The organism is Micromonospora sp. NPDC049374 (assembly GCF_040677165.1).
In the GTDB taxonomy this organism is placed as follows: Bacteria; Actinomycetota; Actinomycetes; order Mycobacteriales; family Micromonosporaceae; genus Micromonospora.
The window spans coordinates 21,886-48,834 of the sequence record NZ_JBFAQH010000026.1; the positions used below are offsets into that span (position 1 = coordinate 21,886).

At 70.8% G+C, this 26,949-nt stretch carries 17 protein-coding genes and 1 pseudogene; 10 read left to right on the forward strand and 8 right to left on the reverse strand.

Annotated features, from left to right (window positions below):
* Positions 1-27: 27 nt before the first annotated feature.
* The gene (locus AB0J93_RS28460; protein WP_363925420.1) at positions 28-1,707 is read right to left on the reverse strand and encodes a right-handed parallel beta-helix repeat-containing protein; all 1,680 of its coding nucleotides are present in this window, start codon (positions 1,705-1,707) and stop codon (positions 28-30) included.
* A 187-nt stretch (positions 1,708-1,894) separates the two neighbouring features.
* On the opposite strand from AB0J93_RS28460, the gene AB0J93_RS28465 reads away from it, so the two are divergent.
* Genes AB0J93_RS28465 through AB0J93_RS28475 form a run of 3 tightly spaced genes read left to right on the forward strand, consistent with a single transcriptional unit; the run spans position 1,895 to position 4,013 of the window.
* The gene (locus tag AB0J93_RS28465; RefSeq protein ID WP_357589264.1) at positions 1,895-2,278 is read left to right on the forward strand and encodes a YwqJ-related putative deaminase; all 384 of its coding nucleotides are present in this window, start codon (positions 1,895-1,897) and stop codon (positions 2,276-2,278) included.
* A complete protein-coding gene (locus AB0J93_RS28470; RefSeq protein ID WP_363925421.1) occupies positions 2,275-2,760 on the forward strand; it encodes an SUKH-3 domain-containing protein in 486 nt (161 codons plus the stop codon). The genes AB0J93_RS28465 and AB0J93_RS28470 overlap by 4 nt, the downstream gene beginning before the upstream one ends.
* Entirely contained in the window at positions 2,754-4,013 is a 1,260-nt protein-coding gene (locus AB0J93_RS28475) for an SseB family protein (RefSeq protein WP_363925440.1), read from the forward strand. The genes AB0J93_RS28470 and AB0J93_RS28475 overlap by 7 nt, the downstream gene beginning before the upstream one ends.
* A 140-nt stretch (positions 4,014-4,153) precedes the next feature.
* Here AB0J93_RS28475 and AB0J93_RS28480 read toward each other — a convergent pair whose 3' ends face one another.
* The 5 genes from AB0J93_RS28480 to eccCa all read right to left on the reverse strand — a co-directional run bounded on the left by AB0J93_RS28480 (position 4,154) and on the right by eccCa (position 12,582).
* Entirely contained in the window at positions 4,154-4,660 is a 507-nt protein-coding gene (locus AB0J93_RS28480) for a hypothetical protein (protein ID WP_363925422.1), read from the reverse strand.
* A gap of 25 nt (positions 4,661-4,685) precedes the next feature.
* A complete protein-coding gene (gene mycP, locus AB0J93_RS28485) occupies positions 4,686-5,837 on the reverse strand; it encodes a type VII secretion-associated serine protease mycosin (protein WP_363925423.1) in 1,152 nt (383 codons plus the stop codon).
* A 249-nt stretch (positions 5,838-6,086) separates the two neighbouring features.
* Positions 6,087-7,835: a hypothetical protein gene (locus tag AB0J93_RS28490; protein ID WP_363925424.1), complete on the reverse strand. Its 1,749-nt coding sequence runs from the start codon at positions 7,833-7,835 to the stop codon at positions 6,087-6,089.
* A 31-nt stretch (positions 7,836-7,866) separates the two neighbouring features.
* Complete coding sequence (locus AB0J93_RS28495) at positions 7,867-8,487, reverse strand: hypothetical protein (RefSeq protein ID WP_363925425.1); 621 nt, start codon at positions 8,485-8,487, stop codon at positions 7,867-7,869.
* 132 nt (positions 8,488-8,619) lie between these two features.
* Positions 8,620-12,582, reverse strand: a complete 3,963-nt coding sequence (eccCa, locus tag AB0J93_RS28500; protein ID WP_363925426.1) for a type VII secretion protein EccCa — start codon at positions 12,580-12,582, stop codon at positions 8,620-8,622.
* 140 nt (positions 12,583-12,722) lie between these two features.
* On the opposite strand from eccCa, the gene eccD reads away from it, so the two are divergent.
* Positions 12,723-14,111 (forward strand): type VII secretion integral membrane protein EccD, encoded by a 1,389-nt coding sequence (eccD, locus tag AB0J93_RS28505; RefSeq protein WP_363925427.1) that lies wholly within the window; start codon positions 12,723-12,725, stop codon positions 14,109-14,111.
* Between the two features lie 8 nt (positions 14,112-14,119).
* Here the strand turns inward: eccD and AB0J93_RS28510 are convergent, their stop codons facing one another.
* Positions 14,120-14,866 (reverse strand): SUKH-3 domain-containing protein, encoded by a 747-nt coding sequence (locus AB0J93_RS28510; protein ID WP_363925428.1) that lies wholly within the window; start codon positions 14,864-14,866, stop codon positions 14,120-14,122.
* Between the two features lie 141 nt (positions 14,867-15,007).
* On the opposite strand from AB0J93_RS28510, the gene eccB reads away from it, so the two are divergent.
* The 3 genes from eccB (at position 15,008) to AB0J93_RS28525 (ending at position 17,228) form a co-directional block, all read left to right on the forward strand.
* Positions 15,008-16,435 (forward strand): type VII secretion protein EccB, encoded by a 1,428-nt coding sequence (gene eccB / locus AB0J93_RS28515; protein ID WP_363925429.1) that lies wholly within the window; start codon positions 15,008-15,010, stop codon positions 16,433-16,435.
* Positions 16,436-16,591: 156 nt separating this feature from the next.
* Entirely contained in the window at positions 16,592-16,921 is a 330-nt protein-coding gene (locus AB0J93_RS28520; protein ID WP_363925430.1) for a WXG100 family type VII secretion target, read from the forward strand.
* A gap of 16 nt (positions 16,922-16,937) precedes the next feature.
* On the forward strand, positions 16,938-17,228 hold the full coding sequence (locus AB0J93_RS28525) for a WXG100 family type VII secretion target (RefSeq protein WP_363925431.1): 291 nt from the start codon (positions 16,938-16,940) through the stop codon (positions 17,226-17,228).
* A gap of 99 nt (positions 17,229-17,327) precedes the next feature.
* Here the strand turns inward: AB0J93_RS28525 and mycP (AB0J93_RS28530) are convergent, their stop codons facing one another.
* Positions 17,328-18,626, reverse strand: a complete 1,299-nt coding sequence (gene mycP, locus AB0J93_RS28530; protein ID WP_363925433.1) for a type VII secretion-associated serine protease mycosin — start codon at positions 18,624-18,626, stop codon at positions 17,328-17,330.
* A gap of 151 nt (positions 18,627-18,777) precedes the next feature.
* On the opposite strand from mycP (AB0J93_RS28530), the gene AB0J93_RS28535 reads away from it, so the two are divergent.
* From AB0J93_RS28535 to AB0J93_RS28545, 3 genes and pseudogenes are all read left to right on the forward strand, one after another.
* A complete protein-coding gene (locus AB0J93_RS28535) occupies positions 18,778-19,170 on the forward strand; it encodes a YbaB/EbfC family nucleoid-associated protein (RefSeq protein ID WP_363925434.1) in 393 nt (130 codons plus the stop codon).
* Positions 19,167-19,508, forward strand: a complete 342-nt coding sequence (locus tag AB0J93_RS28540) for a hypothetical protein (RefSeq protein ID WP_357589290.1) — start codon at positions 19,167-19,169, stop codon at positions 19,506-19,508. Before AB0J93_RS28535 ends, AB0J93_RS28540 begins: the two co-directional genes overlap by 4 nt.
* 2,505 nt (positions 19,509-22,013) lie before the next feature.
* Positions 22,014-26,744 (forward strand): annotated as a pseudogene (locus AB0J93_RS28545) (toxin glutamine deamidase domain-containing protein); the annotation flags it as partial.
* Positions 26,745-26,949: the final 205 nt, after the last annotated feature.

Sequence of the window (26,949 nt, forward strand, 5' to 3'; positions counted from 1 at the left end):
CGTCCCTCCCTGACCGGCGCGGCATCGTCATCGCCCGATCGCGGTGCGCACGTCGGCCACCGTCACGGTCCGCAACTCGTCGAGGCTCGGACGTTGCCCGGACTGGCGCAACCGCTGCGCCTGCGCCTTGCGGACCCCCTCGAAGAGCTTGCGTGCCTCTCGGGCGTTGCCGAAATTCTGATCCCGTTCGATGGTGCCGAAGTGCTCGCGGAGCACCTCGGAGACGCCGTCGGCGAGCAGGTACTCGTCGCCGCCGGCCATCCGCTCCACGATTACGACCAACTGCTCCGGGGAGTAGTTGCCGAACTCGACAGTCTTGGCGAAGCGGGAGGCCAGACCGGGGTTGGCGTCGAGGAACTGCAACATCTCGCCGGTGTAGCCGGCCGCGATCACCGCGATCTCGTCGCGGTGATCCTCCATCAGCTTCACCAGCGTGTCGATGGCTTCCTGCCCGAAGTCGCCACCGGTGCCCGACGACCGGGACAGGGTGTACGCCTCATCGATGAAGAGCACGCCGCCGCGCGCCAGTTCGAACGCGGCGGCGGTCTTCTCGGCGGTGTGGCCGATGTACTGGCCGACCAGGTCACGTCGGGAGACCTCGCGGAAGGCGCCACCGGGCAGTGCGCCCAACGCTGCCAGCAGGTCACCGTAGATGCGCGCCACCGTGGTCTTACCGGTGCCGGGGGCACCCGCGAAGATCAGGTGATGGCTGACCGCGCCGACGGGCAGCCCGGCGCTGCGCCGCCACTCGTTGACCTGGATCTCGTCGATGAGGGCGCGGACCTCCTCCTTCACCGATTCCAGGCCGACCATGGCCGCCAGGTCGGCCAGCAGTTTCTCCACCCGGGCGGCGTCCTGACCGGTGGTCGCGCGGGCGGCGTCGGCGCCGAAGGCGGCCTTCCGGTTGACGGTGCCCTCGACGATTGTCGGGTCGGCTCCCTCGGCGATCTCGATCGCCGGCTGGCCGGTGTTCTCCGTGGTGCACTCCTCGACGCTGCCGCGGCAGCCCCGGGCGAAGGAGACCGCCGGCCCTCGGGTGTCGCGGATCCGGCAGCGACGCAGCACCGGGGCGCTCTGATGAACCACCGCCACGCCGGCCTGCCCGGTCTGGGAGATGTCGCAGGTCTCGATAATGGGCCGGCCGTACTGGTAGATGTAGATGCCCCGGTTGCCGCAGCGGGTCACCGTGCTGGTGCGGATGGTCGGTGCCGCCCCGATCCGCACGATGATGCCGTCCTCGCTGAGATCGGTGAACTCGCACCCCTCGACGCTGCCGTCGGAATCCTCCACCACCAGGCCGTACCGTCCGCCGGTCACCCGGCAGCGGGTGAGCGTGAACTCCGAACGACCCGCCACCTGGATCGCCGCGCCGAAGCCGGCGCTCAGCTCGCACCCGGTCATGGTGAGCCTCGCCCGGTCGGCCACCACGACCGGCGCGTCACCGGCCTTCAGGACCAGGTCGCGCAGCTCCAACCGGCCGGAATTGCAGGACACCGTCGGGTACGCCCCGGAGGACGCGTCGATGGTGACCGTGCCCGGGCCCTGCGCGGCGACCACGCTGACGCCACGGTCGTTGACGAACAGGGCCTCGTGGTAGGTGCCGGGGCTGACCGAGACGACCGTGTCGTCGCTGGCCACCGCCAGTGCCTCCCCGATGGACGGGTAGGCACCGGGCTGATCCGGGGAGACGAGAAGGGTGCGCGTCATGGCTCCGGCTCTGGACGGCGAAGAGGGGGCGGGACCGACGATATCCCAGCCGGTCGAGGTGGTGTGAGCCCCTCGATGCCGTCGGTGCCCACACGTCCCACCCGCCGGCACGGCGACGACGGCTAGGCTCGCGTGCGGGGCGGGCGAAACCTCGCCGGTGATCCCCTTTCGACACCCGGGAGGACGGATGGCGCAGCCGCGGATGCTGCCGCTGGCGGCCGGTGCGCTGCTGGCCGACGGCACCGTCCACACGCACACCTCGGTACGCGGCGATCTGGTCCCTGACCTGCATCCGGTGGTCCGGCGTTTCCTGCACGGGCTGCCTGTCGAGCAGCGCGAGCGCTACGCCGGATGGTGCGCCGAGGCGGTGCTGATCTCCGACCGGCTCTACGCGGCCGAGGCGGGCGGGCCACCACTCGACGCCGCCCGGTCCCGCGCGCTGCTCTGGGGCGCGAAAGTCCGGGTGACCCGGGTACGGGAGGAGGGCGACCCGCGCCACGGCGAGGTTCAGCCGCCCTGCCGCTCCTGCGCCGCCCTGCTGGACTGGTTCGGTGTGGAGGCGCTGACATGAGCGAACGCTTTCCGCCCCTGGTGGCGCAGACCCTCGCCGCCGCCGGCTGGTCGCCCGACCGCTCCGACGACAACCGGGGCCGCGAGTGGGGGCTGCGGATCGCCGCCCACGCCACGCCCGGCGGTCGTCAGCACACCGTGACGACCCGGGCGATCGAGGCGTACGCCGAGTTCGGCGGATTGCGGGTGCGCCCGCAAGGGGAGGGTGAGCAGGTCGTACCGAGCGAATTCCACCTCGACCCGTTCCTGGTGCGGCACTCGGTGGAAACCCTCGCCGAGCTGGCCGAGGCGATCGGCGCACCACTGAGCCCGCTGGGCGAGGAGGGCGACGGCACCGGGATCCTGGCGCTCGATCAGCAAGGTCGGGTGTTCGTGCTGGACCACACCGGGGACTGGTTCCTCGGCGCGGATCTCGACGAGGCGCTCACCACGCTGGTGCTCGGTCGTCGTCCCCAGCGGGTACGCGCGGACGGCACCTGGTGACCGGCTGGCAGCCCAGCACGGCCACCGAACGCGCGCTGCTGGCCGCCGCCGAGGCCGACGACCGGGAAGGCTTCCTCACCGAACTCGTCGCCGGTCCGCTGCTGCTGCCCGTGTCGCCCGCTGCGGCGGCCGGACGGGAGACGGTGGCGTGGCCGACGGCTCACCACGAGGGTGTCACCCACGTGCTCGCGTACACCTCGCCGGCCGCGATCGCCGCCGGGATGCCCGGTCGGTCGGTGAACTACCGGGTGTCGGGACTTGTCGACATCGCCGTCGACTGGCCCGACGACGGGTGGATGCTGGCGATCGACGCCGGATTGCCGATCGGCGTACGACTGACCGCTGACGAGCTTCGGGCCCTGACCGCACCGATCGTGGAGGCCGAGCGACCGCTCCGCGAGGCGGTCCGGCGACAGGACCCCAACGCTCTGATGTCCGCCCTGCTCCGGGCGGAACTGGTGCTGCCGGTGGACCCCGAGGGCTCGGCGACGCGAGACCTGTCCGACCCGGACTTTCCGTGGTGGGCCGTCCCCGACGAGCAGGGTCGGCCCAGCCTGCCCGTGTTCAGCTCCGAAGGCCGGCTGCGGCAGGCACTCGGCGAGCGTGACCTGGTGGTGGTCAGCAGCCTTCAGCTCACCGACCACTGGCCGGACCTCTCCTGGCAACTGCTGCTCAACCCGGAGACCCCACTGGCGGCGGCACTGCCCGGCGAGGCGCTGCTGACGTTGCGCGACTGGCTCGGCGAGTTACGACAGGTGATCCAGGAGGCGGCCGACCAGGAGCAGCAACGACGCGACACGGCCCGGTACGCCGACCCGTCGACGGTGGGCGTACCGGTGCCCCGCCCGGCACCGGAATCCACCGCCGACGACGGGCCCGATCCCAGCGCACCGCTGCTGCTGCAACTGGTCATCCCGCACCGCTACCTGACGTCCTACCTCGACGACGGGTACGACCGGGCGGCCGGGCTGGTGCACGCCTGGCACGGACCGGGACGGGACACGCCGATCCGGCTGTACCGACGGTTGGGCCTGCTCGGTGAGGGCTCTCCGTTCGAGGAGTCGGACGAGTGGGTGGCCGTGCTGCGCTGGCCGCCCGGCGAGGCGACGCCCGAGGAGTGGGGTCAGGGGCAGCCACGAATGGAGTCGCTTGTCGTACCGGACGGGACCGAGCTGCACTGCCTGCACGCCGACGGCCGAGACGAACTGCTGGCCCGCTTCGACGCCACCGGCCGCCGCTGGTCCCCGGCCTGATCGGTCCCGCCTCCGGTCGGTGGCGATGCTTGTCGGAGCGCCCTCGACGGTGTGCTGCGGTCACGGGCGACGTCGGTGCGGTCGGCTGTGACCACGGTCGCGGAGCGCTGAACCACCGCGTCGTACCGTCCTACCGTCCGTCAGCGACTGCGGCCGGCGAACCAGGCCCGCGCGGGCGGGCTCTTGATCAGGACGAGCGACACGCCGGCCAACCCACCCACGACCAGCGGCGTGACCATCGTCGGGTGATAACTGAGCTTGCCCTGCGCCAGCAGCGTGACGATGACGACGACGAAGAGCCCGAAGGTGAATCCGGCCGGCACGACCAGCCCTGCCGCGTTGTCGCCCGTCCAGGCCATCAGAATCCCCAGTGACGCGAGCAGCACCACCAGCAACGCGATCGCCAGTACGCCCGCACCGATGCCCACCACCAGGAACTTGCCCAGTCCGTCGCCATCGGTACGCAGCATCGCCCGGAAGAAGGCGAACCCGGCGATCAGCCAGACGACGATCGAGGGCACCATCAGCAGGGCGGCGAGGGTGACGACGACCGGTCGCCGGCGTGGCGTCGGCGTGCGCCCGCCGGGAGGCGTACCCGGGGCTGGGCCGAGGTTGGGGGACTCGCCGGCTGGCGCGGCGGACGACATGGATTCCTCCTCGGGAGCGATCGGATCAGCCGGGCGGGCGCCGCCAGACCGCGTCGTCGGTTCTGTCCGCGGGCTGACCGGCGCTGCCGGTAGGCGTGGCGAGACCCCCTGCCGCCGGCGCGACAGCTCCGGAAGCTGCCGACATCTCCTCCAGCGGATCCTCGTCGGCCGACTCCGCCTCAAGTCGGCGTGCGCGGCCCCGCAGCAGCATGACGGTGCCCACGATCCCGCCGACGATGAGCAGAAGCACGGCGATGATCACGGCCCACACGAAGACCACGATGCCGTCCTCGCGCTCGCGGGGATCGGCCTGCCACGGCTCCAGACCGTAATCGCCCGGTGCAGGATCGGTGGGACGGGTGCCCCTGCCGTCCGGCTGGCCGGTCAATGCCTGCCGGATGTCGAGTGCGCCCCACCCGTAGTGCAGGTCATGGCCGGGCTCGCCCTCATCACGAGTGGTCTCCAGCAGGCGCTGGAACATCTCGTAGCCGTTCAGGTCCGGATATTCGGCCTTGACCAAAGCCAGCGCGCCGGAGACGAGGGCCGTGCTGTTGCTGCTGCCGAGCCCGACGTGGTACCTGTTGCCGGGGACGGCGTAGACGATGTCCTCGCCCGGTGCGGCGATGTCGACCTGCTCGGCGGGTAGGGCGGCCTCCTCGCTGATCGTGCCGGTGCGGTCGGTGCCGTTGACAGCCATGGCGCTCTGGTGTGAGGCCGGGCTGGCGATGATCGAATCCTTACGATTGCCGACTGCCGCGACCACGATCACGTTTCGCTGGTAGGCCCGCTCGACGGCTCGGTTCAGCTCGTCGTTGAAACTGCTGGACAGTGAGACGTTGATGATGTCGGCGCCGTGGTCGACCGCCCAGTTGATTGCGGCGGCGATGGCGGTCGGCTGGATCAGCGGGCTTCGCTCGCTCATGATGGTGATTGGGAGGATCTTGGCCTTCGGTGCGATGCCGAGCACGCCGTCGCGCTTACCCGGCCCGTGCCCGTGACCGGCGATCAACGAGGCCATGGCGGTGCCGTGGCCCGCTCGGTCGACCCGGCCCTTGGCGGCGTCGTCATAGAAGTCGACCCCGGGCAGGACGTTGTCCTTGAGGTCCTGGTGCTTCGCGTCCACCCCGGTGTCGATCACCGCCACCACGACGCCCTCGCCCCGAGTGATCTTGTGCATCTCAGGTATCTCCAGGGCCTTCAGATGCCACGAGTCGTCCCTGATGGAATCGGCCATAGCGGGTGCCGCAGGCAGCCACAGGGATGTCAGTACGCTCGCGGCTGCGACCGCCAGGATCGTTGCCGGTCGGGCGAGGACACGCATGCCCGTCTACCTTCCTCTGTGGGCCATAGCCGGACGGCCGGGGTCGGACGGTCACTGCATGGTACGGGCCGGCCACCCAGCGTTGGGTGACCGGCCCGCACGCGGTCAGCTCTGGCCGAGCGTCCTGCCCTGCTCCCGGGGGCGGTGCTCCGTCGGGGCCTCCACGACACCGGCGGCTGACGACTCGGTGACCCACAGCTCGTCGTCGCCGTCGCCGTACTCCCAGGTCTCCTGGTCTCCGTCGCGCGCCGCACCCTTACGCGGAGCCGGGGTGGCCGGCCCGCCGCGTCGGCCACCCAGCGAGGGGGCCGGCCCGGTGGTCGGCGCGGGTCGGCCGGTGCCCGCACCGGCGCGTCCGCTCAGATCGGGCCGGGCACCGGCGGTGCTCCCGCCGGCCATCGGCTTGCCGGCCGTGGGTTTGCCGCTGAGTGGCGAACCGGCCCGGGGCGGCCCGCCCGGGGTGGCACCCCGCTGACCGCCGAGGCTCGGCGGAGGTGCGGCGGGACGCCCGGGGGTGGTGCCGCGCTGACCGGGTCGGGCGGTGGAGCCGGGCAGACGCGGGCTCGACGGCGGTGGGGTGGCCGAAGCGCCCGGCCGACTGCCCAGACCCGACCGGCCCCGGCCACCGCCGGGAGCGCCGGCGCCGGTGTTGCCGGGCAGGGTCGGGCGGTTCGGGGCCGTACCACGCCGGCCACCGCCCGGTGCCCCGGACCCGCTGCCCGGGCCACCGGCACCGGGCAACGTGGGCCGGTTGGGCCCCGGCCCACGGCCACCGGGCGCGCCGGGACCGCCCGCACCCGGCAGGGTGGTCCGTGGTGCGTTCGGTCGCGCTGAATTCGGTGTGGTCAGACCGGGGTTGCCCGGTCGCGGCCCGGGCGGTGCCACCGGCGGCACCACCGGACCGGGCGTCACGGGGGCGGTGGGGGCGGTGGTCACCGGCGGCGCGGTCGGCGGTGGGGCGACCGGTGCGGCGGTGCCACCGGCCAGACCGACGCCCTCCGGAAGGTTCGGTGGCGGCGGTGGCGGCGCACCGGTCGGCGCGTCGCCCCCATCGGGCCGGGTCGGCAGATCCGGCCGGTTGGGCATGGCCGGGCGGTTCGGGGCGGCCCCCTTCGGAGGGGCACCGGGCGGTGGTGCCCCCGGAGCCCCAGGGCCGGGCACGTTTGACGGACTGGTGATGACCGCGTCCGTCGGGCCCTTGAACTTCCCGCCTCGGGAGATGTTCGAGATGTAGACGTCGATGTAGAGGTCGGCCAGCGGCTTGGCGATGTTCTTGGCGCGCTGGTGGTACTCGCTCTGGACGTCCTCGTACGACTTGGCGTCGTTGCCGGTGACGCCGGGGAGCCAGTCGATCATGTCGGATGCCTGGAAGCCCTCGTCGTTCGAGCGGCGTTCCCCCTGCCGGGTCTGCTCGGCCTGGTACTCCTGCCAGAGCGTCTTCATCTCCCGCTGGGCAGTCTCGATCTTGCTGGCGAGCTGGTCCAGGCCGGTGGCGTTGTCGCTGGCCACGTTCTTCCACTCGTCGAGTGAGTGGAGCGTGGCGCCCACGCGGGACATGAAGACCCGTGCCGCGGGCGACTGCCAGCGGGCGTCCAGGGAGTCGGCGTGACGCTTGAGATTGTCCCGCGTGGTCTGCAGCAGGCTCGCCGCCCGCCGCCACATGTCGGCGAGTGCCGTCGTCCGCTCGTCACTCTCCTTGCGGACGTACTCCCACATATGCTCGATGTTCACCGAATCCCACGCCGTTGGCTCGTACGGCGTGGCCCCGGCGGCCCGCTCGGCCGCGTAGTCGTCCGACACGCCGGCGTACATCGGGTAGCTGACCGGCTGCCAGCCGTAGTAGTCGTCGCTCATCCCCGCTCCTCGGGCCTCGCCTGTGCCACCGTCACCGGAGATCCGACTGATCCAGCCGGAGATCTTCGCCGTGCATGCGTTCGCCGTCACCGTGGATCACGTAACTGCCGGAGCCCTCACCGACGACCTCCGACTGCGCCCACGCCGGAGTCTCCTCGCGCTGCTCACCCGTCGGGCAGGAGTCCAGGCCGTAGTAGGGATTCATCGGCGCCGGGTTCAGGGCCGACTCCGGCACCGAGTCCGCCGGGTTCTCCGTGCCCTCCTGCCACCGGCCGCTGAGCGTGTCCTGACCGTCGACGGCGGAGAACGCGTTGTAGACGTCCTCGTTGGTGGCCTGGGCCAGCGCGTCCCCGGTCAGGTACTCGGCCGAGATGGACATGGCGGCCATGCTCAGGGCGGTGAGCCCCTTCATCACGTCGCCCATCAGATGGGAAATCGCCATCCGGCTCTCGTCGTGCCGGCCCCGGAAGAACGCCGCCTCCTTCATCCCACCGCCGCCGAACGGTGCCTGCACCGTGAGCATGGGACGCAGGCCGTTGTCGAAGCTGGGCTGGAAGTTGGTCTCCATTTCCTTCTGGATGGCCAGCGCGAAATCCTTCAGCTGCTGGATGTCGACGTCGATCTGTTCGTCGACGAGCCACTCGTCGCCCATGTTCCCTCCCCCGTTCGCTCACACGATGCCGGCGCGGCTGCTTCCTTCTCCGACAAGTCGGGGGTCATGCAGCCGCGCACCGTGAATCCACTCTGGCCGACAGTAGCCCAATCGGGCAACCCCGTACCGGGCTCAAGAGCGTGGCGGAAGGTGCACCAGCTGCACCAACCGGGTACCACCACGCCGGGACACCAGCCAGCCCCGGCCCGGTGGCAGCGGCCCGGGCCGGACGGTGCCGAGCAGGACCCCCTCGTCGCGGTTGCCGGACATCACGATGCCCGGCGTGCTGATCTCCCGCAGCCGCATCAGCACCGGCTCGTAGAGCGCCCGACTGGCGCCGCCGGTACGCCGGGCGATGACCACGTGCAGGCCGATGTCCCGAGCCTGGGGCAGGAACTCCAGCAGCGGCGTCAGCGGATTGCTGCCCGCACCGGCCACCAGGTCGTAGTCGTCGACCAGCACGTACAGGTCGGGACCCTTCCACCAGTCGCGTGCCCGCAGCCGTTCGGCGTTGATGTCCGGTGGTGGTAGCCGGTCGCGCATCACCGCGGCCACCTCAGCGATGATGCTCTCGGTGACCTGCGCGGTCGAGCCGTACCCGATCAGGTGCGGCGTGTCGATGTCGCCGAGCAAACTGCGCCGGTAGTCGACGATGACGAGCCGAGCCTCGGTCAGCTCGTTGCGGTCGACGATGGTCTGCGCCAGCGCCCGCAGGAAGGTGCTCTTGCCCGACTCGCCGTCACCGAACAGGATGAAGTGCGGGTCGGCGGCGAAGTCCACCTGCACCGGCTGAAGGTCCACCTCGGCGATACCGATGGGGATTCCCGGGCGGCCGGTGTTCGGCAGGCTGCCGTACGGCACCACGGGCGGCAGCAACCGGATCGGCGGTGCGCCCGGCCCCTGCCACGCGGCGGCCAGATCGGTGACCAGCTTCCGCGCGCCCTCGGGCAGAGTCTCCGCCTCCTGCGCGCTGTCCGCTCGTGGTAGCGCCGCCAGGAACTGTTGCCCGTCCGGGGTGATGCCTCGACCCGGTGACTTCTCCGGCACGTTCATCGCCGCCCGCCGGTCCAGGTTGGAGTCACCGGCGTCAGCCAGGCGCAACTCCAGCCGGGTGCCGAAGACGTCCCGGACAGCCGGTCGCAGATCCATCCAACGACTCGCGGTCACGACCAGATGGATACCGAAGGACAGCCCCCGGTTGGCGATGTCGTTGATCGTCGGTTCCAGGTCCTCGAACTCCGCCCGCAGCGTCGCCCAACCGTCGATGACCAGGAACACGTCGCCGAACGGGTCGTCGTCGTGCTGGCCGTGTCGGCGCGCCCGCCGGTACTCGGCCATCGAGTCCACCCCGCGCTCGGCGAACCGCCGCTCCCGCTCACCCATCAGCAGTTGCAGCTCGGCCACGGTACGCCGGACCAGGCCGGAGTCGAGGCGGGTCGCCACCGAGCCCACATGCGGCAGGTCACGCAGCGACGACAGGGCACTGCTGCCCAGATCGAGGCAGTAGACCTGGGCCTCGCGCGGAGTGTGCGTCAGCGCCAGGGCGGTGACAACCGTCCGCAGCAGGGTGCTCTTGCCGCTCTGCGGGCCGCCGACGATGACCGCGTGGCCGGCCGAACCGGCCAGGTCGAACCAGAGCACGTCTCGACGCTGGTCGAAGGGCTTGTCGACGATGCCGACCGCCACCTGCAACTCGCCGAGCAGGCCGGCGTGCGCGACGGTGATGCCACGGGCGGGATCCGCGGTCATCGGAGGTAGCAGCTGGTCCAGCGTCGGCGGCTCGGCCAGCGGAGGAAGCCACACCTGGTGCGCGGGCTTGCCTCGCCCGGCGAGTCGACCCACCAGGATGTCCAGCACACTCTCGCCCATACCGTCGGTCGGTTCCGGTGCGGTCTCCTCCTTGGGAGCACGGGTCACCGGCGGGGCGACGTAGGCGGTGGTGTACTCGCGTACCCGATCCTCGCCGTCGCCGGCCGCGACCGCCGCCGCCGTCTTGCTGCGGTAGGTGCCGGAGACGTACGCGGCCTTGAACCGCACCAGCGGCTCGGTGCCGAAACGCAGGTAACCGTGACCCGGCGACCGGGGCAGCTCGTACGCGTCGGTGGCCCCCAGCACCACCCGGGACTCCATCGCCGAGAAGGTCCGCAGACCGATCCGGTACGACAGGTGGGTGTCCAGTCCCCGCAGCCGACCCTCCTCCAGGCGCTGGCTCGCCAACAGCAGGTGCACGCCGAGCGAGCGACCGACCCGGCCGATCTGCACGAACATGTCGATGAAGTCCGGCTTGGCGGTCAGCAGCTCGGAGAACTCGTCACAGATGATGAGCAGGCTCGGCAGCGGAGACAGCGGTGCGCCCGCCGCCCGGGCCTTCTCGTAGTCCCGCTGCGAGGCGTAGTTGCCGGCCGCCCGGAGCAACTCCTGCCGACGGACCAACTCGCCGTTGATGGAGTCGGTCATCCGGTCCACCAGAGGCAGCTCGTCGGCCAGGTTGGTGATCACCGCGCTGGTGTGCGGCAGACCGTCCAGCCGGGTGAAGGTGGCACCACCCTTGAAGTCGACAAGCACGAAGTTGAGGCTCTCCGAGGAGTGCGTCGCCGCCAGCGCCAGCACCAGGGTGCGCAGCAGCTCCGACTTGCCGGAGCCGGTCGCGCCGATGAGCAGCCCGTGCGGCCCCATGCCGTCCTGCGCCGACTCCTTCAGGTCCAGTTCCACCGGCCCGCCGTCGGCACCCACCCCGATCGGCACCCGCAGCTTGTCGCGGTTCGGCCGCGGCTGCCACGCCCGGTCCACGTCGAACTCGTAGGGATCGCCGATGTCGAGCAGTTCGGCCAGGCCCAGCTCCGTGGTGAGGGGCGTATCGCCGCTACCCCGAGAGGCGGCGGAGAGGCGGAGCGGGGCCAGTTGCATGGCCAACGCCTCAAGCTCGACCACCCGGCAGTCGTCGGCCCGGCCGATCTCGGCCGGACCATCCACCGTGATGCTGTGCAACCGACGCTCCGCCGACACCTCCAGCACCAGCCGCGCCCGATCGAGCAGGCGAGGTGCCGGAGTGGACAGGTCGAGCAGGGTGACACCCTCCACGCCGCCATCGGTCATCAGGTGATCCGACCCGGCGGTGTCGCCACCGTCGATGACCACCAGCACGTGCGGCCCGGCGACCTGCGGCGTACCGCCGCTGGCGTTGAACCGGGGCCGGCTGGCCAGCACGTCGTCGAGCATCGCCTCCAGACCGGTCACCGAGGGTGCCACCAGGCGCAACTGACCGAGTGCGTCGGTGCGCGACGGGTGCAGGGCATGCGGCAGCCACTTCGTCCACTCCCAGTCGGCCCGTCGGTCCGGTGCCACGCAGATCGCGACGAGCATGTCGTCGGGCGCGTGGAAGGCGGTGGCCTGGGCGAGCACCGCCCGGACCATGCCCCGGGCTGCCGCGGTGTCGCCGCGCAGATGCACCCGGGCGAATCCGTTCAGCGCCATGGTCACCGGCAGATCGGGCACCTCGCCGTAGGTGGTGAGGAACCGGCGCAGCGCGAGCGCGCACATCGGCTCCAGCTTCTCCAACGACGTGGCCGGTGGCGGCACCAGCGGCGTCGCCAACTCCTGCGGCCCGAGGCCGATGCGTACGGTGGCGAAGTCCACGTCGCCGCGCCGACGCTCCCACAGTCGGGGCCCCATCGGCAGGGACCAGAGGACGTCCGGGTCCGGGTGCCGGTAGAACGCCGCCTCCCGCTGCTTACGGATCGTCTTGAGCACGCGACGCCGTTGACGGGACAGATGCGTCATGTACTCGCGGCGTTTCTGCAGCATCTCCTGCTTGCCCGGTCCGCCCGAGTTGTTGGCCAACTGTGACCCGAGCATCCCGATGGCGGAGAGTCCGAACAGGCCACCGGTGACGTAGCCGAGGGTCGACCCGCCTCGGCCGGCGAACATCAGGGCCATCGCGAACGAGCCGGCGAGCATCGGCAGCAGCATCAGCATCTGCCCCCACGCCTTACCGCTCGGTGCGGGTACCTCGGGCGGCGCATCCAGCAGCACCTCGCCGGAGGGATACTCCGGCTCCGGCTGGCGGGCGGGTCGCTTGACGACCACCGTGCTCACGTGACAGACCTCCGTCGCCTCTCCTGGGTCTGGTGCGCCGCGGTGAACCGCCCCCCGCGTCACCGGCACATGGTAGGTAGCCTTTGCCCGTCAGGACAGCCGCGGGCCGTCGGCCCGCTCCTCGTACCGAGGGGTCGTTAGTGGTCACCCAGGCCGGAACCGGACTCGCGCGCATCGCCGTAGTCGCCCCCAACCGACGGTTGGATCTCGCCCTGCCCGAGCACCTGCCGCTGGTCGGGCTGCTACCCGCCGTGCTTCGACAGGCCGACGAGGAACCGTCGGACGGCACCAGCCACGGAGGCTGGATGCTGCGGCGCAGCGACGGCAACCCGGTCGACCTGACCCGTACGCTGGCCGCACAGAACGTCCGTGACGGCGAGACGCTGCACCTGGTGCCGCGGCGCACCGAGTGGCCGGAGTTGGCGTACGACGACCTGATGGAGGCCGTCGCCGACGGTGCCCGACGACGCGGGGTGGTCTGGAGCCCGTTCGCGACCCGGCTGACCGGTCTGATCGTGGCCGGCGTGCTGCTGCTGCTCGGCCTCGTCGTGATCGTGACATCCGAGGAGCCCGGCTGGCTCGGTGGTGCGGTCGCCCTCGGTGCGGCAGGTCTGCTGCTGGTCTGCGGGATCGTGCTCTCCCGGGCGATGGCCGACTCCCTCGCCGGAGCCGTGGTCGCCGCCGCCGGCCTGCCCTATGCCTTCGTCGGCGGTGTGCTGGTGATCGGCACCGGCGAGTCGGTCTGGACGCTGGGCGCCCCGCACGTGCTGCTCGGCTCCGCTGTGCTGCTGCTCTCCGGGCTGCTCGGGCTGCTCGGGGTCGGCGATGCGACGAGGGTTTTCGTGGCCGCGGTCTTCGTCGGCTTCTGGGGCATGGTCGGCGGGTTGATCGCTCTCGGTTCGATGGACGCCGCACAGGGCACTGCGATCGTCGTAGGTGCGGTGGCGTTGCTGCTACCGGCCATGCCGCTGCTCTCCGTGCGACTCGGAAAGATGCCGATGCCGGCGTTGCCGCGTACCGCCGCGGACCTGCTGCGCGACGAGCCGCAGCCCAAGCGCGAAGTCATCTACCAGGCCACCGCCCGGGCCGACGAGGTCTTCACCGGCATGGTCTTCGGGGCCTTCGTCGTCACCATCGCCGGCCTGATCGTGCTCACTGCGACCGGCACGCTCTCCGCGCTGCTGCTCGCCGGAATCATCTCGCTGGGCTACCTGCTGCGGGCCCGACTGGTGTCCACGGTCCGGCACCGGGTGCCGATGCTGGCCGTCGGCATGGTGGGTCTGGGTCTGCTGCCTCTGGTCGGTGCGGCCGACGCGTCGACCGGGGCCCGGGTCCTGGCCGTGCTGCCGGTGGCCCTGGTCGCGGCCGGGCTGTCGGCCGCCGCCGGGCTCGCCTACAGCCGGCGTGCCCCGTCGCCCCGACTGGCCCGGCTCGGCGACATGTTCGACATCCTGCTGCAGTTGGCCGTGGTACCGGTCGCGTGCAGCGTGCTCGGCCTGTACGCGTTCATGCGCGCCATCAACGGCTGACGCCTCCGTCACCAGTCGCGGTCGCTGGCCTCGGACATCGGGCCGCCTCGGATCAATTTGACAATGGCGGAGTCGATGTCCGGGCCGACGAAGAAGTCGTCGGCCCAGTGCAGCATGAAGACCCGCCCCTGCGCGTCGGCGACAAGTTCGGACGGCCCGTCCTCGTTGTTGCCGATCGGGTAGACGGGGTTGTCGAACTCCTCAGCGAAGTCGCGGGCCGCCTCCGTGACCACTCCGCCTAGCGTGGGATGGATGAAGCTCATGAAGCCGCCGCCCAAGCGGCCGCTGCGGCCGAACTGAGGCAGCTGGAGGCCGCCGAATTCCACCAGTGCGGCGCGTGCGACCGGTGGGCAGTCCAGACCGGCCAGTTCGTCGGCGAAGCGGACCATCCAGTGGTTCACCCCGGCGCTGAAGTCACGACCGGGAAACCAGCCCGCCCGGTCCAGCACTCGTCGCACGTCAGGAGGAAAGCGTCCCTCGGCTGCCCGGTAGAGGGTGTACTCTTCGGCCACCATTTGCGCGGACAGTGACGGCCACTGGGACAACTCGCCGGTTTCGCGGTCGATGACCGCTCGGGGATACCCCGTCGACGGTGGCGGCATGGGCACACCGTCGACGACGGCCGTTTCCGGGAGGACGCGCCAGACGACGTAGCCGAGGTCGAACTCGTACAGATCCACTTCGGGAGCGGGCCCCGGCTTGCCCGCACTTGCCCATTCGCGGGCGATGGCCAAGGCCTCGTCGCGGCTGATCATCGAAGGACTCCTCGGGCTGCCGTCGTCGGTTCCGCCGGCCGACGCCGGATGCGGGCACCGGCCGGCTCGACGCCGTGCCTATGGTAGGCACCGCGGTCCGGAGTTCGTGACCGTGCCGGCGTACGCCAGGGAAGGGGTGCCATGCCGTCGCGGCGGGACCAGGTTCAGTCGTACCAGTTCTTCGTCCAGCGGATGACCTCCGCGCTGGTGGCGCGCGAGCCCGATCCGGAGGCGGCACCGTTCCGCCGGCTGGGTGGTGCCGGCTTCGCCAGCATCATGGTGGCCGTACTCTGCCTGGCCGCGGTGGGGGTGTACGGCCTGCTGCGTCCCGGCGGCGCGACCAAGTGGAAGGAGGGTGGCGCGGTCATCCTGGAAAAGGAGACCGGCACCCGTTACCTGTACCGGGAGGGGCGGCTGCATCCGGTGCTCAACTACGCGTCCGCCCTGCTGGCCATGGAGACTGCGGCACCGACCATCTCGGTTTCCCGCAATTCACTCGTCGGCACCCCGCGTGGCCCGCGCATCGGCATTCCGTTCGCCCCGGATGCGCTGCCCCCGGCCGGCCGCATCCTGGACGGACCCTGGACTCTCTGCACCCAGCCGGCGCGTAACGCGGCCGGCGGTATCGTCGCCACCACCGTGCTCACCGTCGGGCGGGCACCCGGCGGCGGGCGGGAACCGGGTGACAGCGCGCTGCTGGTGCGCGACCGCAAGACAGACCGGCTGCATCTGGTCTGGCACGACCATCGGTACGAGATCCGCAGCGAGAAGGTCGTGTTGGAGGGTCTCACCATGAGCGCCGAGCCGGTGGTGGAGGTGGGTGGGGCGTGGCTGAACGCCTTGCCCGCCGGAGAGCCGATCGCGCCTCGACGGGTGGCCGACCGGGGGACACCCTCGACGGCGTTGCCGGACGCCCGGGTCGGTCAGGTCTTCGTGGTGGAGAGCCAGGGCGGCAGCCGCCAGTACTACCTCGCCGAACGGACGAGGCTGGTGCCGATCACTCCGGTCCAGGCGGACGTGGTGATGGCCGACGGGGAGACCCAGTTGGCGTACCCGGGAGAGGCGAGGCCCTACCCGATCGAACTGGCCGCGGGTACCGCCGCCGCGGCGCCCAAGGCAGCCGCGCCGGCCCAAGGACGGCATCGCGCGCCCGAGCAGCGGCCGGAGATCGCCCGGTTGGCCGGCGACCAGCCGGCGATCTGCGCGGCCTACCAACCGGGCGCCGATGAGCCGACCCTGCTGCTCGACGCGCAGGTGCAACCGGTGCGTGAGCCGGTACGCACCGGCGAACAGACCGGTGACGGGATCCCGCTGGCCGACCGGGTCGTCATCGAGCCGGGTCACGGCGTCCTGGTCGTCGCGGTCTCCTCCCCTGACCAGGAGACGGGCACCCTGAACCTGGTCACCGACCTGGGGCACCGCTACCCGCTGGCTTCCGAGGGCGTACCCGCCATTCTCGGCTACTCGGAAGTGCAACCGGTACGGCTGCCCGCCAGCCTGGTGGTCCGCCTGCCTACGGGGCCGGTGCTGGACCCGACGACGGCCAAACTCACGCTCGACCCGGAGTGATCTGACCAGCCACAATGGAAATGCGGGACGAGCCACGGTCTAGCGCGGGCTGGACACGACCCGTTACCGTTCGTACGACGATGGTGCGCGAGCACCGACTGACAGGACGCCCCGGTGAATCGGGGCGATCAATTGAGGACGGGGGTGACTTCCGCCATGTCGATGAACACCGACACCGGCTTGATGCTGAAGACCGAAGGTGACGTCGATGCCGTCGCCGATCGGCTCACCGGCAACCTCAACTCGCTGATGGACCAGCTCGCGCCGCTGTACGACCAGTGGAAGGGCGCTGGCGCCGGTTCCTTCCACCAGGTGCGTGAGCGGTTCGACCAGGACATGGCCCGGCTCAACGTCGCGCTGCGGGCGATCGCCGAGGCGGTCGGGTCTGCCGGTAAGGACTACGACGTCAGTGACGAGGAGATCCGGTCCGACATGGACAGCGCGGGTGCCACCGCCGGCCAGATCACCGCGGCGCTGAAGCTCTGACGGGGGGAGAAGACTCATGACGGAGATTCGGTACAACTTCGCCGGGCTGAACGCCGCAGCGGACAGTTGCAGTGGTGCGGTCCGGAACATGACCGGGGAGCTGGACGGGCTCAAGTCCGGCATCGCACCGCTGCTGGCCACCTGGGACGGTGACGCCCGCGAGGCGTACTTCCAGCGGCAGAACGAGTGGGAGTCGGCCGCCAACGACCTTCGTGACCTGCTCGGTCGGATCGAGAAGGCGCTACGCGAGTCGGCCGCGAAGATGCAGGCCCGTGAGGCCGCGAACCGCGCGAAGTTCGGCGGCTGAAACCCAGACCGCAGCACCGATGGCCCGGCCCGCGCCGGGCCATCGCCGTCTACGCCGCATGCAGTGCTCGCCGTCCGATCACCGGCGCCGACTTCGCACTCAACCGCGCGGCATCGAACTTGGTACCCGGAAGAAGATTTCCTCGGGCTCGTCGATCTCCGGCTCGGTCGGGGGCGGTGCCGACGGGCGGGTGGGCCGCCACCGGGTGCGACGGCCACGCGGCAGCAGCGCGGCCAGCACCGCGACTCCAACCGCGACCGTCGCGAGCGCGAGGCCGATCCAGAGGGCCAGCCGACCGAAGACCGCCCAGCGCTCCGCGCGAGCCTGCGCCGCTGCGTCGTACGGCACGTCGGGCAGCGGCGGTTGGGTCACCGGTGCTCCGGTGGTAAGTCGTTCGGTGACGGCCCGGTACGGGTTGACCACGCCGCTGCCGTAGCCGCGTGTGGCGTCGCCCCGGGCCGGATCGGCGGTGGCCAGTAGCCGTCTGGTGACTTCCCGGGCCGACAGGTTCGGCTCCGCCGCGCGGATCAGTGCGGCGGTCGCACTCACCATCGGGGCGGCGAAACTCGTGCCGTCATAGGTGTTGTGCCCGACCAGCCTGGTAGCCGCCACCACCGCGCCGCCCGGCGCGACGATGTCCACGTACGGCCCGATCTGGGACTGCCGGATCCGGGCACCGTACTGGTCGACGGCGCCCACGCCGATCACGCCGTCGTAGGCCGCGGGGTAGGGCACCGGATCGGGACGGGCACCGTCCTGATGCTGGTTGCCGGCGGCGGCGACGAGCACGACGTCCTTCTCCAGCGCGTAGCGGACGGCCTGCTCCACGTCCGGGGCCGGCTGGTACAGCGTCACCGACAGGTTGATCACATCGGCACCATCGTCGACCGCGTGCCGGATGGCCTGCGCGAAGACGGCCCCGGTGACGGTGTCACCGCCAGCGCCCGGGCCCTCGTTGGCGTTGCGTTCACTGACCCGGATCGGCACGATCGTGACATCGGGCGCCAGACCGTGGAAGCCCACTCCGTCCTGGCGGCGAGCGGCGATAATGCTGGCCACCGCGGTGCCGTGGGACACACAGTCCACGTCGCCGCCAGGGGCGTCGCGCAGGGCGTCGAAGCCGGTGGCCACCCGACCGGCCAACTGGGGGTGACTGCTGTCGGTGCCGGAGTCGACGACCGCGACCCGCACTCCCGCGCCGGTGCTGAACGGCCACACCCGCTGCGGGGCGAGCCACCGCTGATGCCAGGGCGTCTCGGTATTGACCTCTCCCGGATCGCTCGGATTATCGCAAATCGCCGGTGCGGCAGCCGCCTGGCTCGCGACGGGAAGTGTCACAGCCGTGGCCAACAGCGTTCCCACCAGTGCGAACGTCGCCAAAGGACGGTTCCGGAACATGTCTGCACGCCTCCCGTCAACCGGTCCCGCTGCATCCTAGCGGCGGGCGGCCTCCAGACCGGGCACGCCGATGTCGTGCCCATTCAGTATGGTCGAGTCGTCACGCTCGGGCGTTGGCGGCGGACGGGACCTGCGCGGGGAGGAACACGCCATGGACGTACAGGCGCTGCGCGCCCGTGCCGACGAGCTGATGGCACAGTTCGAGCGGATGCGCTCCGGCGTCGGCGACCTGCAACAACAGCTCAAGACGGTAAAGGCGACCTTCACCTCCGAAGACGGCCTGGTCACCGTGACGGTCGGTCCTCGTGGCCAGGTGACGAAGGTCGAGTTCGATCCGCGGATCTACCGCCGGCCCAACTCGAAGGAGCTTTCCGCCACGGTCACCGAGACGATCCGGCGGGCGACCGAGCAGGCGATGGCCGAGGTCGAGAAGCTGGTCCGACCGTTCGTACCGGACAGCCAGTTCCAGGCCTACATCGACCACGATCTCGACGGCATCTTCCGTCAGTTGGACAGCGATCTGCCCGGGGAGGAGAGACGATGAGCGAGCTGCGCGAGACCTTCGTCAAGCCCGACGCTGCCCTGGAGGGCGCCAACGAACTCGGCGCGGCCGGTGCTCGGCTCGCCACAACCTGGCAGAACCTCGCGGCGACCATCGGGACCCTGAACGGAGACCGGCCCTGGGGCGACGACGAGCCGGGCAACGAGTTCAACAAGAACTACCTCGGCGGCGACGATCAGCCGGCGCAACGGGTCCTCGACCTCGCCGCGGATCTGGTGCCGCTGGTCGAGGTGCTGGGCCCCACGGTCAAGGGGGCGGTCGAGGGGACCGTCGACACCGACGACATGGTCAAGACGCTGTTCGGCGGAGACGACAAGTAGCAGTTCGCCCGCTACGGGTCGACATCGAACAGAGGGGCGTTCGGGGTGGCGATACCCAATCCCAGGAACTCGCTGGGCGAGTACGCGTGGGTCTGGGACGCCATCTGCTGGGTGAGCGCCGGAGAGGCGTGGCCCAGCGGCGACGAGGACCGGATGCGGGAGTTGGCCGACGCGTGGCAGGCGTTGGCCGATGCGGTCAGCGAGTCGCTTGGCCAGGCCGATCCGGCGGTCATGAAGATCCTGCAGAGCTGGGGCGGCGGTGCCGGCGAGGCGTTCGGCGGGTTATGGAATCAGATCGGTGTGGATCCGAACACCGGCCTGCCGCTGATCCAGGAGATCTCCGCCGCCTACGCCGCCGGCTGTGACCAGGCTGCTCTCGAAATCGAGTACGCGAAGCTGACCGTGCTGATCGCGGTCATCATCACCGTCATCGCGGTCTTCGTCGCGCTCCTGATGGCCTGGTTGGGTGGGGTGTCCGCCGGGGCCATCCCGGGCATCCTGGCTGGCGGCCGGCAGGCGGTGACGATCGCCTTCCGACGGTTGATCGCTCAGCTGGGTCGGCAACTGCTGACCCGGGCGGGAATGCGGGCCGCGCTGCGGCTGGCTGGCACGCGGATCGGCCAGATGGCCACGAGCCAGGGCTTCCGGCAGGGCCTCAATCGCCTCGGCCGTGAGTTGGTGGAGGAGATCGGCGAGGAACTGATCATCGACGTCGGTGCCCAGGCGTACCAGATGCACACCGGCGAGCGGCGACAGTGGGACGGCAACCGGACCCTCACCGCTGGCGTGGGTGGTGCGTACGGTGCGGTGCTCGGCACCGGCATGAGTTGGGCCGGCCGGCGGGCGGCACCCCGCATGCCGTTCTCGTTCAGCCCGTCCCAGCTCTCCTTCCGGGGCAGCGGCATGGTTCGCTGGGGCAGCACGAGTCTCGCCTCCGGTGCCCAGAACGCCGTCATCTCGCCGGCAGCCAGTGTGCTCGCCAACGGCACGATCAACGGGCAGTGGGCCATGCCGGGTGCGGACGCGTTCCTTGGCGGCTTTGCCAGCGGTGCCGGTCGTACCGGGGCGACGATTGCCGGCGGCGCCGCCGGCAATTTGGGTGCTCGGGTCACCAACTGGGGTCTCGGCGGGATCGGCGTCGCTCCCGGCGCTGGCCCCGCCGCGGGCGGGATCGATCCGGGCCTGGGTGTCGGAGGTGCGAACGGGCTCGGTGATCTCGGCGGCGGCACCAACGGCGCTGGTGCCGGCTCGACCGGCGGTGGCTCCACGTCGGGTGCCGGTTCGACCGGTGGCGGCACCACGTCGGGTGCCGGCTCGACCGGTGGCGGCACGGGCTCGGCATCGGACGGCGGCTCGGCCGCCTCCGGTGGCAACTCCGGGGCGAGCGTCGGCGGATCCGGTTCGGACGGTGCCGGCAGTTCCAACGGAGCGGGCGGTACCTCCGGGGCCGGGACGACCGACTCGGGCGGCGGCACGACGCAGAACGGCACCGGCACGGTCCCCGACAGCGGAGCGGGATCGATCAGCCTCGCGCCTCCCTCGGCGGACGGTTCGGCAGCGCCGACGAGCGATGGTTCCGGTACACCGGCAGTGGATGGCGGTGCACCGACCGGGGACGCAGCCACGGCCGCCGACCCGTCGCGCGTCGACGGCTCCACCGGGAACCCGGTCGGCGTCCCCGCAGACGCGGCGGCCACGACCCCGGACGGCACCCCCGCCGTCAGCGACGGCGTCGGGGATGGTGGCACCGCCACCAACGACCAGAGAGGCGGGCCGGAAGGCCGGAGTGCGCCGGTCGCCGAATCACCTGGCACCGACCGGACCAGCACGAGTACCAACACCGACACCAGCGTCAGCGACCGGACGACGAGCGAGGCGACGGCTCAGACCGACGGTCGGCTGGTCGCGGGCCCACCGGTGGACGTCACCGCCGCACCACCCGCCGACGGCTCGACCGGGTCCGGTGCAACGGTGACCGACAGCCCGGCACCTGCCGTTGCCGACGGAGGGCCGGTCGACACCGCCGGCCCGTCCGTCTCCACGGATGCGCCACCCACCGTCCTACCGGGTACGACAGCCCCGGTGACGGCGCCACCAACCGCCCCGGCGGTAGGGACGCCTCCCGGCACGGCCGCGCCCACGGGACCGACCACCGCAACGAACCCGACGCCCACCACCGGTACACCCGCCACGACCGGCCCGCAGGTGGCGAACACTCCGAACGCCTCGACGCCGACCACGACCGGCACACCGAGCACGGGCACGAACACCCAGCAGCCCTCCGGCAACACCACCACGCAACCGACACCCGGCCGGGGCACGCCGGTCGGACCGGCGGTCAATCCGACAGCGGCGAACACGGCAGGCTCGATCTCCCTCGCGCCCGCCGCGGGCCCCACCACGACGAACCCTGCCCAGCCCGCTGGCTCCACCCAGCAGGTCGCGCCCACCCAGCAGCCGGGTACGCCCGCCCAGCAGGCCACCCCGGCCCAACCGGCGCAGTCCATGGCTCGGCCGGACGCGACACCTGCGCCAGCAGACCCACTCACCCCGACGGTGCCGGCACAGACGGCGGGCATCGAGCCGACGACGCCCTCCCTCGACACCACTCCCACTGCCGACCCGACCACGGATCAGAACCCCGAAAGCACCGATCCGGCTCAGCGGACCACCGACGGGCCGGTCGTGATCCCGGTGCCAACCAGCAGCGGCACCCTCCACGGCGGGCCGACAAACCCCGGCCCTGAGACAGCGACCGGCCCGGTCGACCCGCAGACCCTCAAACGGTCTGAGGGACCAACCGGACGCGGTACCCACAGCTGGCAACTGGATCCGACGTCGGTTGACGGTGACCCGAACGGCCCCGAAGCGGAGCGCGCGCTGATCGAGGCGTCACGGACGCTTGCTGAGACCGTCCGGACCGCGGTCAAGTCCGCCTCGGTCTCTAAGAGCAAGCAGCCCGGCATGGCCGGTGCGCTGTTGATGCCCAACGGCGACATCACGACTCACACCAGCATGACCGCCGACAAGGGCGCGAAACCTCCCACACAACCTCGGGTGCATCCCCTCGCACAGGCCGCACTGGACCGGATTGCAGCGACCCTCGTCGACGGCGTGGGCGGCGGGCACGGGAAGTGTGCCGAGGTTGCCCTGGTTTCCGACCAGCTTTACTTACTGGAACAGCAATGGCGGAACGCAGGGGAGCCCGGCACCTTCGAGCAGTACGCCTTGGACTCCCTGCAAGGCGCCAAGATCGTCACGCACCAGATCAAGCCAGCCAGGTCTGGCGGTGTCACATACGAACTCGGGCACTACCGACCGCCATGTCGATCGTGTGCGCATTTCCTGCCCGAGTTCAATATCGACCCGATCACCGACCCCGATCGTGACGTCACTGTCTACCAACCGTCCGTACCAGGCGTGGTGGGCAACGGGCCCCCGCTGAGCACTGGCCGGCCGTACGGACAGCCGGAGGGTCTTCTGCCGCCGGACCAAGCCGACCAGGATGCGCTCGACGCGGCCATGCCTCGGGACCCAGCCACAGGACTACCTGCGGTCCACCCGGATCCGCGTGTCGGCTCATGGGCGGGACTGCTGAACGATGGTGGGCCGACGGTCCCAGGACGCAGCACGAACTGCGCCGATGTTGGGCTGTCTGTGCTGTCGGCCTGGTACGGCCGTCCCGACGTGGCGGCACCGACGGTCCCCTCAGCCGAGGTGGAGCGGGGCAGCACCGCCCGGCAGGAGCAGGCGTTGCGGTCCAGCTTCGGCCATCAGGGCAGAGGTGCGCACGCCTTGGACACGGTCGCTGAGGCTCTCCGAGCGGCTGGGCCAGGTGCTGCGGCAATCATCATCGGGAGTTCACCGGACGGCAGTGGCCGGGCGCACACGTGGAACGCGGTGAACCACGATGGCACGGTCGTCTGGGTGGACGGCCAGCATCGGCACATCTCCGACTTCAACCCGCTGTACGCCGACCAGATGGGGGATGTCTGGTCGATCGTGCTGGATGCCGAAGGCGATCCCGTCAGTCACACCGTGTCCGAAGCCAGCACACCGGCTCCGGTTCCGCCGGCCTCGACCGCGGACCTGCCAGCGGGAGGTCGGGACCAGAACTCCACCCCGACCGGCCGCCCGGGCGCCGTTTCCGACCCGAACAACCCGGACCGTACGCCGGGCGACCCGAACAGTTCCGACGAGACGCCGGCCGGACCGAACGATCCCGACGGGCTGTCGACTGGTCCGAGTGACTCGGACGTGACGCCGGGCAGCCCGAACCCCGAGGGCGATCCCGGCCCGAGCCGCGAGGGCGAGCCGAATCCGGACGCAGACGGGAACTCCGCACCGGCCGCCTGGCCGGACATGCGGGGCTGGCCGATGCCGGACACGCGCCAGTTCGGGCCGGAGCAGTTGGCGCCGCTGGAGGATCCGCGGTACCAGGAGGATGTCGAGGACAGCCTCCGAACCCCGGAGGGGTACGAGGTCTTCGCCGACCCGTCGACCCATCCGTACGGTCAACTGATCAACGACGGCGGGCCGGATCAGCCCGGCCGGGCCAACAACTGTGTCGACACCATCCTCGCGGCGCTGGCCAGCTTCTACGGCGATCCGCAGGTCTCGCATCCGCGTTGGCCGGACCGGGTCGATGGCGGGACCGTCGACACGACGCTCGGCGAATTGAACGGCTTCGGCCGGATCGAGAGTTGGATCGGTGGCGAGTGGACCGGCGACAACGACGTCCTACCGGGTACGCCCGCCGAGCGGTCGGCCGCGTTGGCTGACCAGTTCGAGCAGCTTTACCAACGTGTTCGTGACGCCGGCCCGGGCGCGGCCGCGGTCGTCGCCGTCGACTGGGTCCAGTTCGACGAGAACACCGGCGACCCTCTGCTCGACGCCGAGGGCAACACGCAGCCGGCCGGTGAGCATGTCTTCCTGCTCGTCTACCCGGAGGGCGCGGACGGGCCGGTGTGGTGGGACCCGCAGTTCGGTAGCACCACCACTGATCCGCTGCCGGGCGACTATGTTGAACTGACGCACAACCTGTGGTCGATGGAGGTGCAGCCCGCCCATGCCGATGAGCAGGGAGGAAGCCCGGCAACTGATGACCACGCTGCTGGGGACGGACAACCCGGTGGCGGTGTTCCCGTTCGAGTTCGGCTGGGCAGCCCAGGAGACGCTCTCCCCGCAGCAGCGGACGCAGGGCCGGCAACTGGGCCAGGGGGTCTTCATCATCGACCAGACGGGAGTGGTGACCGTGCATCCCGGCCTGCCACCACCGTTGATCATGAAACGGTACGCGGCGGCCCGCCGGGCGGGCCGGATCACCGGCCGGCAGGTCTGGCCGATCCTGGATCCGGCGGACTGAGTGACGCTGGCGTCGCACCGGACGGCGATCCTGCCGCAAGTCCATACCTGGACGGGCTGCCGGACACCGACCGGGCCACCCTGCTGGACGCCCTGACCGAGGCGCGGACCGAGGCCGACCAGATCCTGGCCGACCTGCACAGCGTCAACGCCGAGGTGAACGCGCAGCTCGGACTGACCGGCACGGACGCGCTCAGCACGCTCGGCGAGCAGCACCGCGTCAAGGGCGCCGAGTCCCTGGCCCGCAAGTACCGCACCGAGCTGGAGCCCCTCGGGTACGACATCGGTTCGGCGCTGGACACCGTCAACGACGTGGTGCGGTTCTCGGTGCGGGGACCGGAGTCCGAGGCGTACGGGCCGGCGGTGGACGCGCTGCTCGCCTCGTTGGAGGCCCAGGGCTACCAGGTCACCGACCTGAAGAACTTCTGGCACCCTGGAAACCGCTTCTTCGGTCTGAACTGCACGCTCACGGCACCGTCCGGGCGTACCTTCGAGCTGCAGTTCCCGACCGACACCAGCTACAACGTCGGCAAGCAGACCCATGACCAGTACGAGGTGATGCGCGACCCGGCGCAGTCGCCGGCCGCCCGCGTACACGCGTTCCTCGACATCCTGGCGGTCAACAAGGCCAACGGCATCGCGGCGAGCATGCCGGGGGGCATGGACAGCGCCCGGTTCGACACGCCGAAGGACACCAGCTTCGCGAAGTGGATGGCTTCGCCACGGCAGGCGAGTATCCGGGAGTCGTACCTCGACTGGCTCGGGCAGCAGGGCCTGACGTTCGCCGACGTGCTCGCCGCGCGAGGATTGGCCGCGTCCGACCTGCCGGGTCTGGACCCTGACCTGATGGGGAGCGTGCATGGCAGCGCTGACGTTCGGCTACTTCCTCCTTCGGAAACCGGAGGATCCGGACGGCCCGCCGGTAAACCTGATCGCGGAGGCGGACAGCACCGGGCCGACCCAGGCGGTGATCTGGGACCGACCGAAGCAGGCGTGGACGTTCCGTCCGGACGTGGCGGCGGCGATCCTGTGGGCGAATCCGGAGCGTCACGAGATTCAGCAGGTCGACCGGGCGACGGCGGAGCGCCAGGTGGCGCACTTCACGACGGTGCCGTTGCCGACGGAGGACGAGCTGACGGAGATCTGCCGCTCGGCGGTCTGACCGCAGACGTCCCAGGTACTCAAAACCACCCGGGGGAGCAGAGCGACGTCGGTCCGGGTTCGCCGGATGGGCCTGGTATCCCGTCGTCGGTGCGGCTCGACACCGACCACGGGTTGGCGCAGACCCGGCGGCTCGGGCCGGGTGAGCTGGCACCGTTGGAGGATCCGGGTCACCAGTGGGACGTCGAGCAGAGCCTGCGTACGCCGGACGGGTACCTCCTGTTCGCGGACCCGTCCACCCACCCGTACGGACAGTTGGTCAACGACGGTGGCCCGAGCCAGCCAGGGCGCGCCAACAACTGCCTGGACTCCGCGCTCTCGGCGCTGTCCAGCTTCTTCGGAGACCCCCGGGTGTCCTTCCCCCGGTGGCCGGACACCCGTCCGGACGGCTCGATCGAAACCGTAACCGGCGAGGCGAGTGGGCTCGACCGAGCCGAGGAATGGCTCGGCGTGGACTGGTCCGGCGGGTCGGAGGGGCTGCCCACGACCCCGGCCGAGCACGCGGCGGCGGTGGCCGACCAGTACGCGCAGCTTCATCAGCGTGTCGCGGCGGCCGGTCCGGGTTCGGCGGCCCTCGTCGTGGCGGAATGGGTCAGGACGGATCCCCGCACCGGTGAACTCGTCCTCGATCGGGGACAGGTGCAGGTCCAGGACTCGCACGCCTTCGTCGTGGTGTTTCCGGAGGGCGCCGACGGGCCGGTCTGGTGGGATCCGCAACGAGGGACGACGTGGCCGCAGCCCCCGGCCGCGTACCTGTCGCAGACGTATGCGCTGTGGTCGATGGAGACCATGGCGGAAAGGGTTTCGGATGACGGAGGACGAGGCGCTGACGCTGATCAGACGCCTGCTGGGCACGGCGAACCAGATCGAGCTGCATCCGTTCGAGTTCGGCTGGCTGGCGAAGGAGCAGCTGTCA

Bases quoted from the DNA above. Each gene is read 5' to 3' on its own strand.
- AB0J93_RS28460 (WP_363925420.1), bottom strand. From the start codon at position 1,707: ATGACGCGCACCCTTCTCGTCTCCCCGGATCAGCCCGGTGCCTACCCG.
- AB0J93_RS28465 (WP_357589264.1), top strand. From the start codon at position 1,895: ATGGCGCAGCCGCGGATGCTGCCGCTGGCGGCCGGTGCGCTGCTGGCC.
- AB0J93_RS28470 (WP_363925421.1), top strand. From the start codon at position 2,275: ATGAGCGAACGCTTTCCGCCCCTGGTGGCGCAGACCCTCGCCGCCGCC.
- AB0J93_RS28480 (WP_363925422.1), bottom strand. From the start codon at position 4,660: ATGTCGTCCGCCGCGCCAGCCGGCGAGTCCCCCAACCTCGGCCCAGCC.
- mycP (WP_363925423.1), bottom strand. From the start codon at position 5,837: ATGCACAAGATCACTCGGGGCGAGGGCGTCGTGGTGGCGGTGATCGAC.
- AB0J93_RS28490 (WP_363925424.1), bottom strand. From the start codon at position 7,835: ATGAGCGACGACTACTACGGCTGGCAGCCGGTCAGCTACCCGATGTAC.
- AB0J93_RS28495 (WP_363925425.1), bottom strand. From the start codon at position 8,487: ATGGGCGACGAGTGGCTCGTCGACGAACAGATCGACGTCGACATCCAG.
- AB0J93_RS28510 (WP_363925428.1), bottom strand. From the start codon at position 14,866: ATGATCAGCCGCGACGAGGCCTTGGCCATCGCCCGCGAATGGGCAAGT.
- eccB (WP_363925429.1), top strand. From the start codon at position 15,008: ATGCCGTCGCGGCGGGACCAGGTTCAGTCGTACCAGTTCTTCGTCCAG.
- AB0J93_RS28520 (WP_363925430.1), top strand. From the start codon at position 16,592: ATGTCGATGAACACCGACACCGGCTTGATGCTGAAGACCGAAGGTGAC.
- AB0J93_RS28525 (WP_363925431.1), top strand. From the start codon at position 16,938: ATGACGGAGATTCGGTACAACTTCGCCGGGCTGAACGCCGCAGCGGAC.
- mycP (WP_363925433.1), bottom strand. From the start codon at position 18,626: ATGTTCCGGAACCGTCCTTTGGCGACGTTCGCACTGGTGGGAACGCTG.
- AB0J93_RS28535 (WP_363925434.1), top strand. From the start codon at position 18,778: ATGGACGTACAGGCGCTGCGCGCCCGTGCCGACGAGCTGATGGCACAG.
- AB0J93_RS28540 (WP_357589290.1), top strand. From the start codon at position 19,167: ATGAGCGAGCTGCGCGAGACCTTCGTCAAGCCCGACGCTGCCCTGGAG.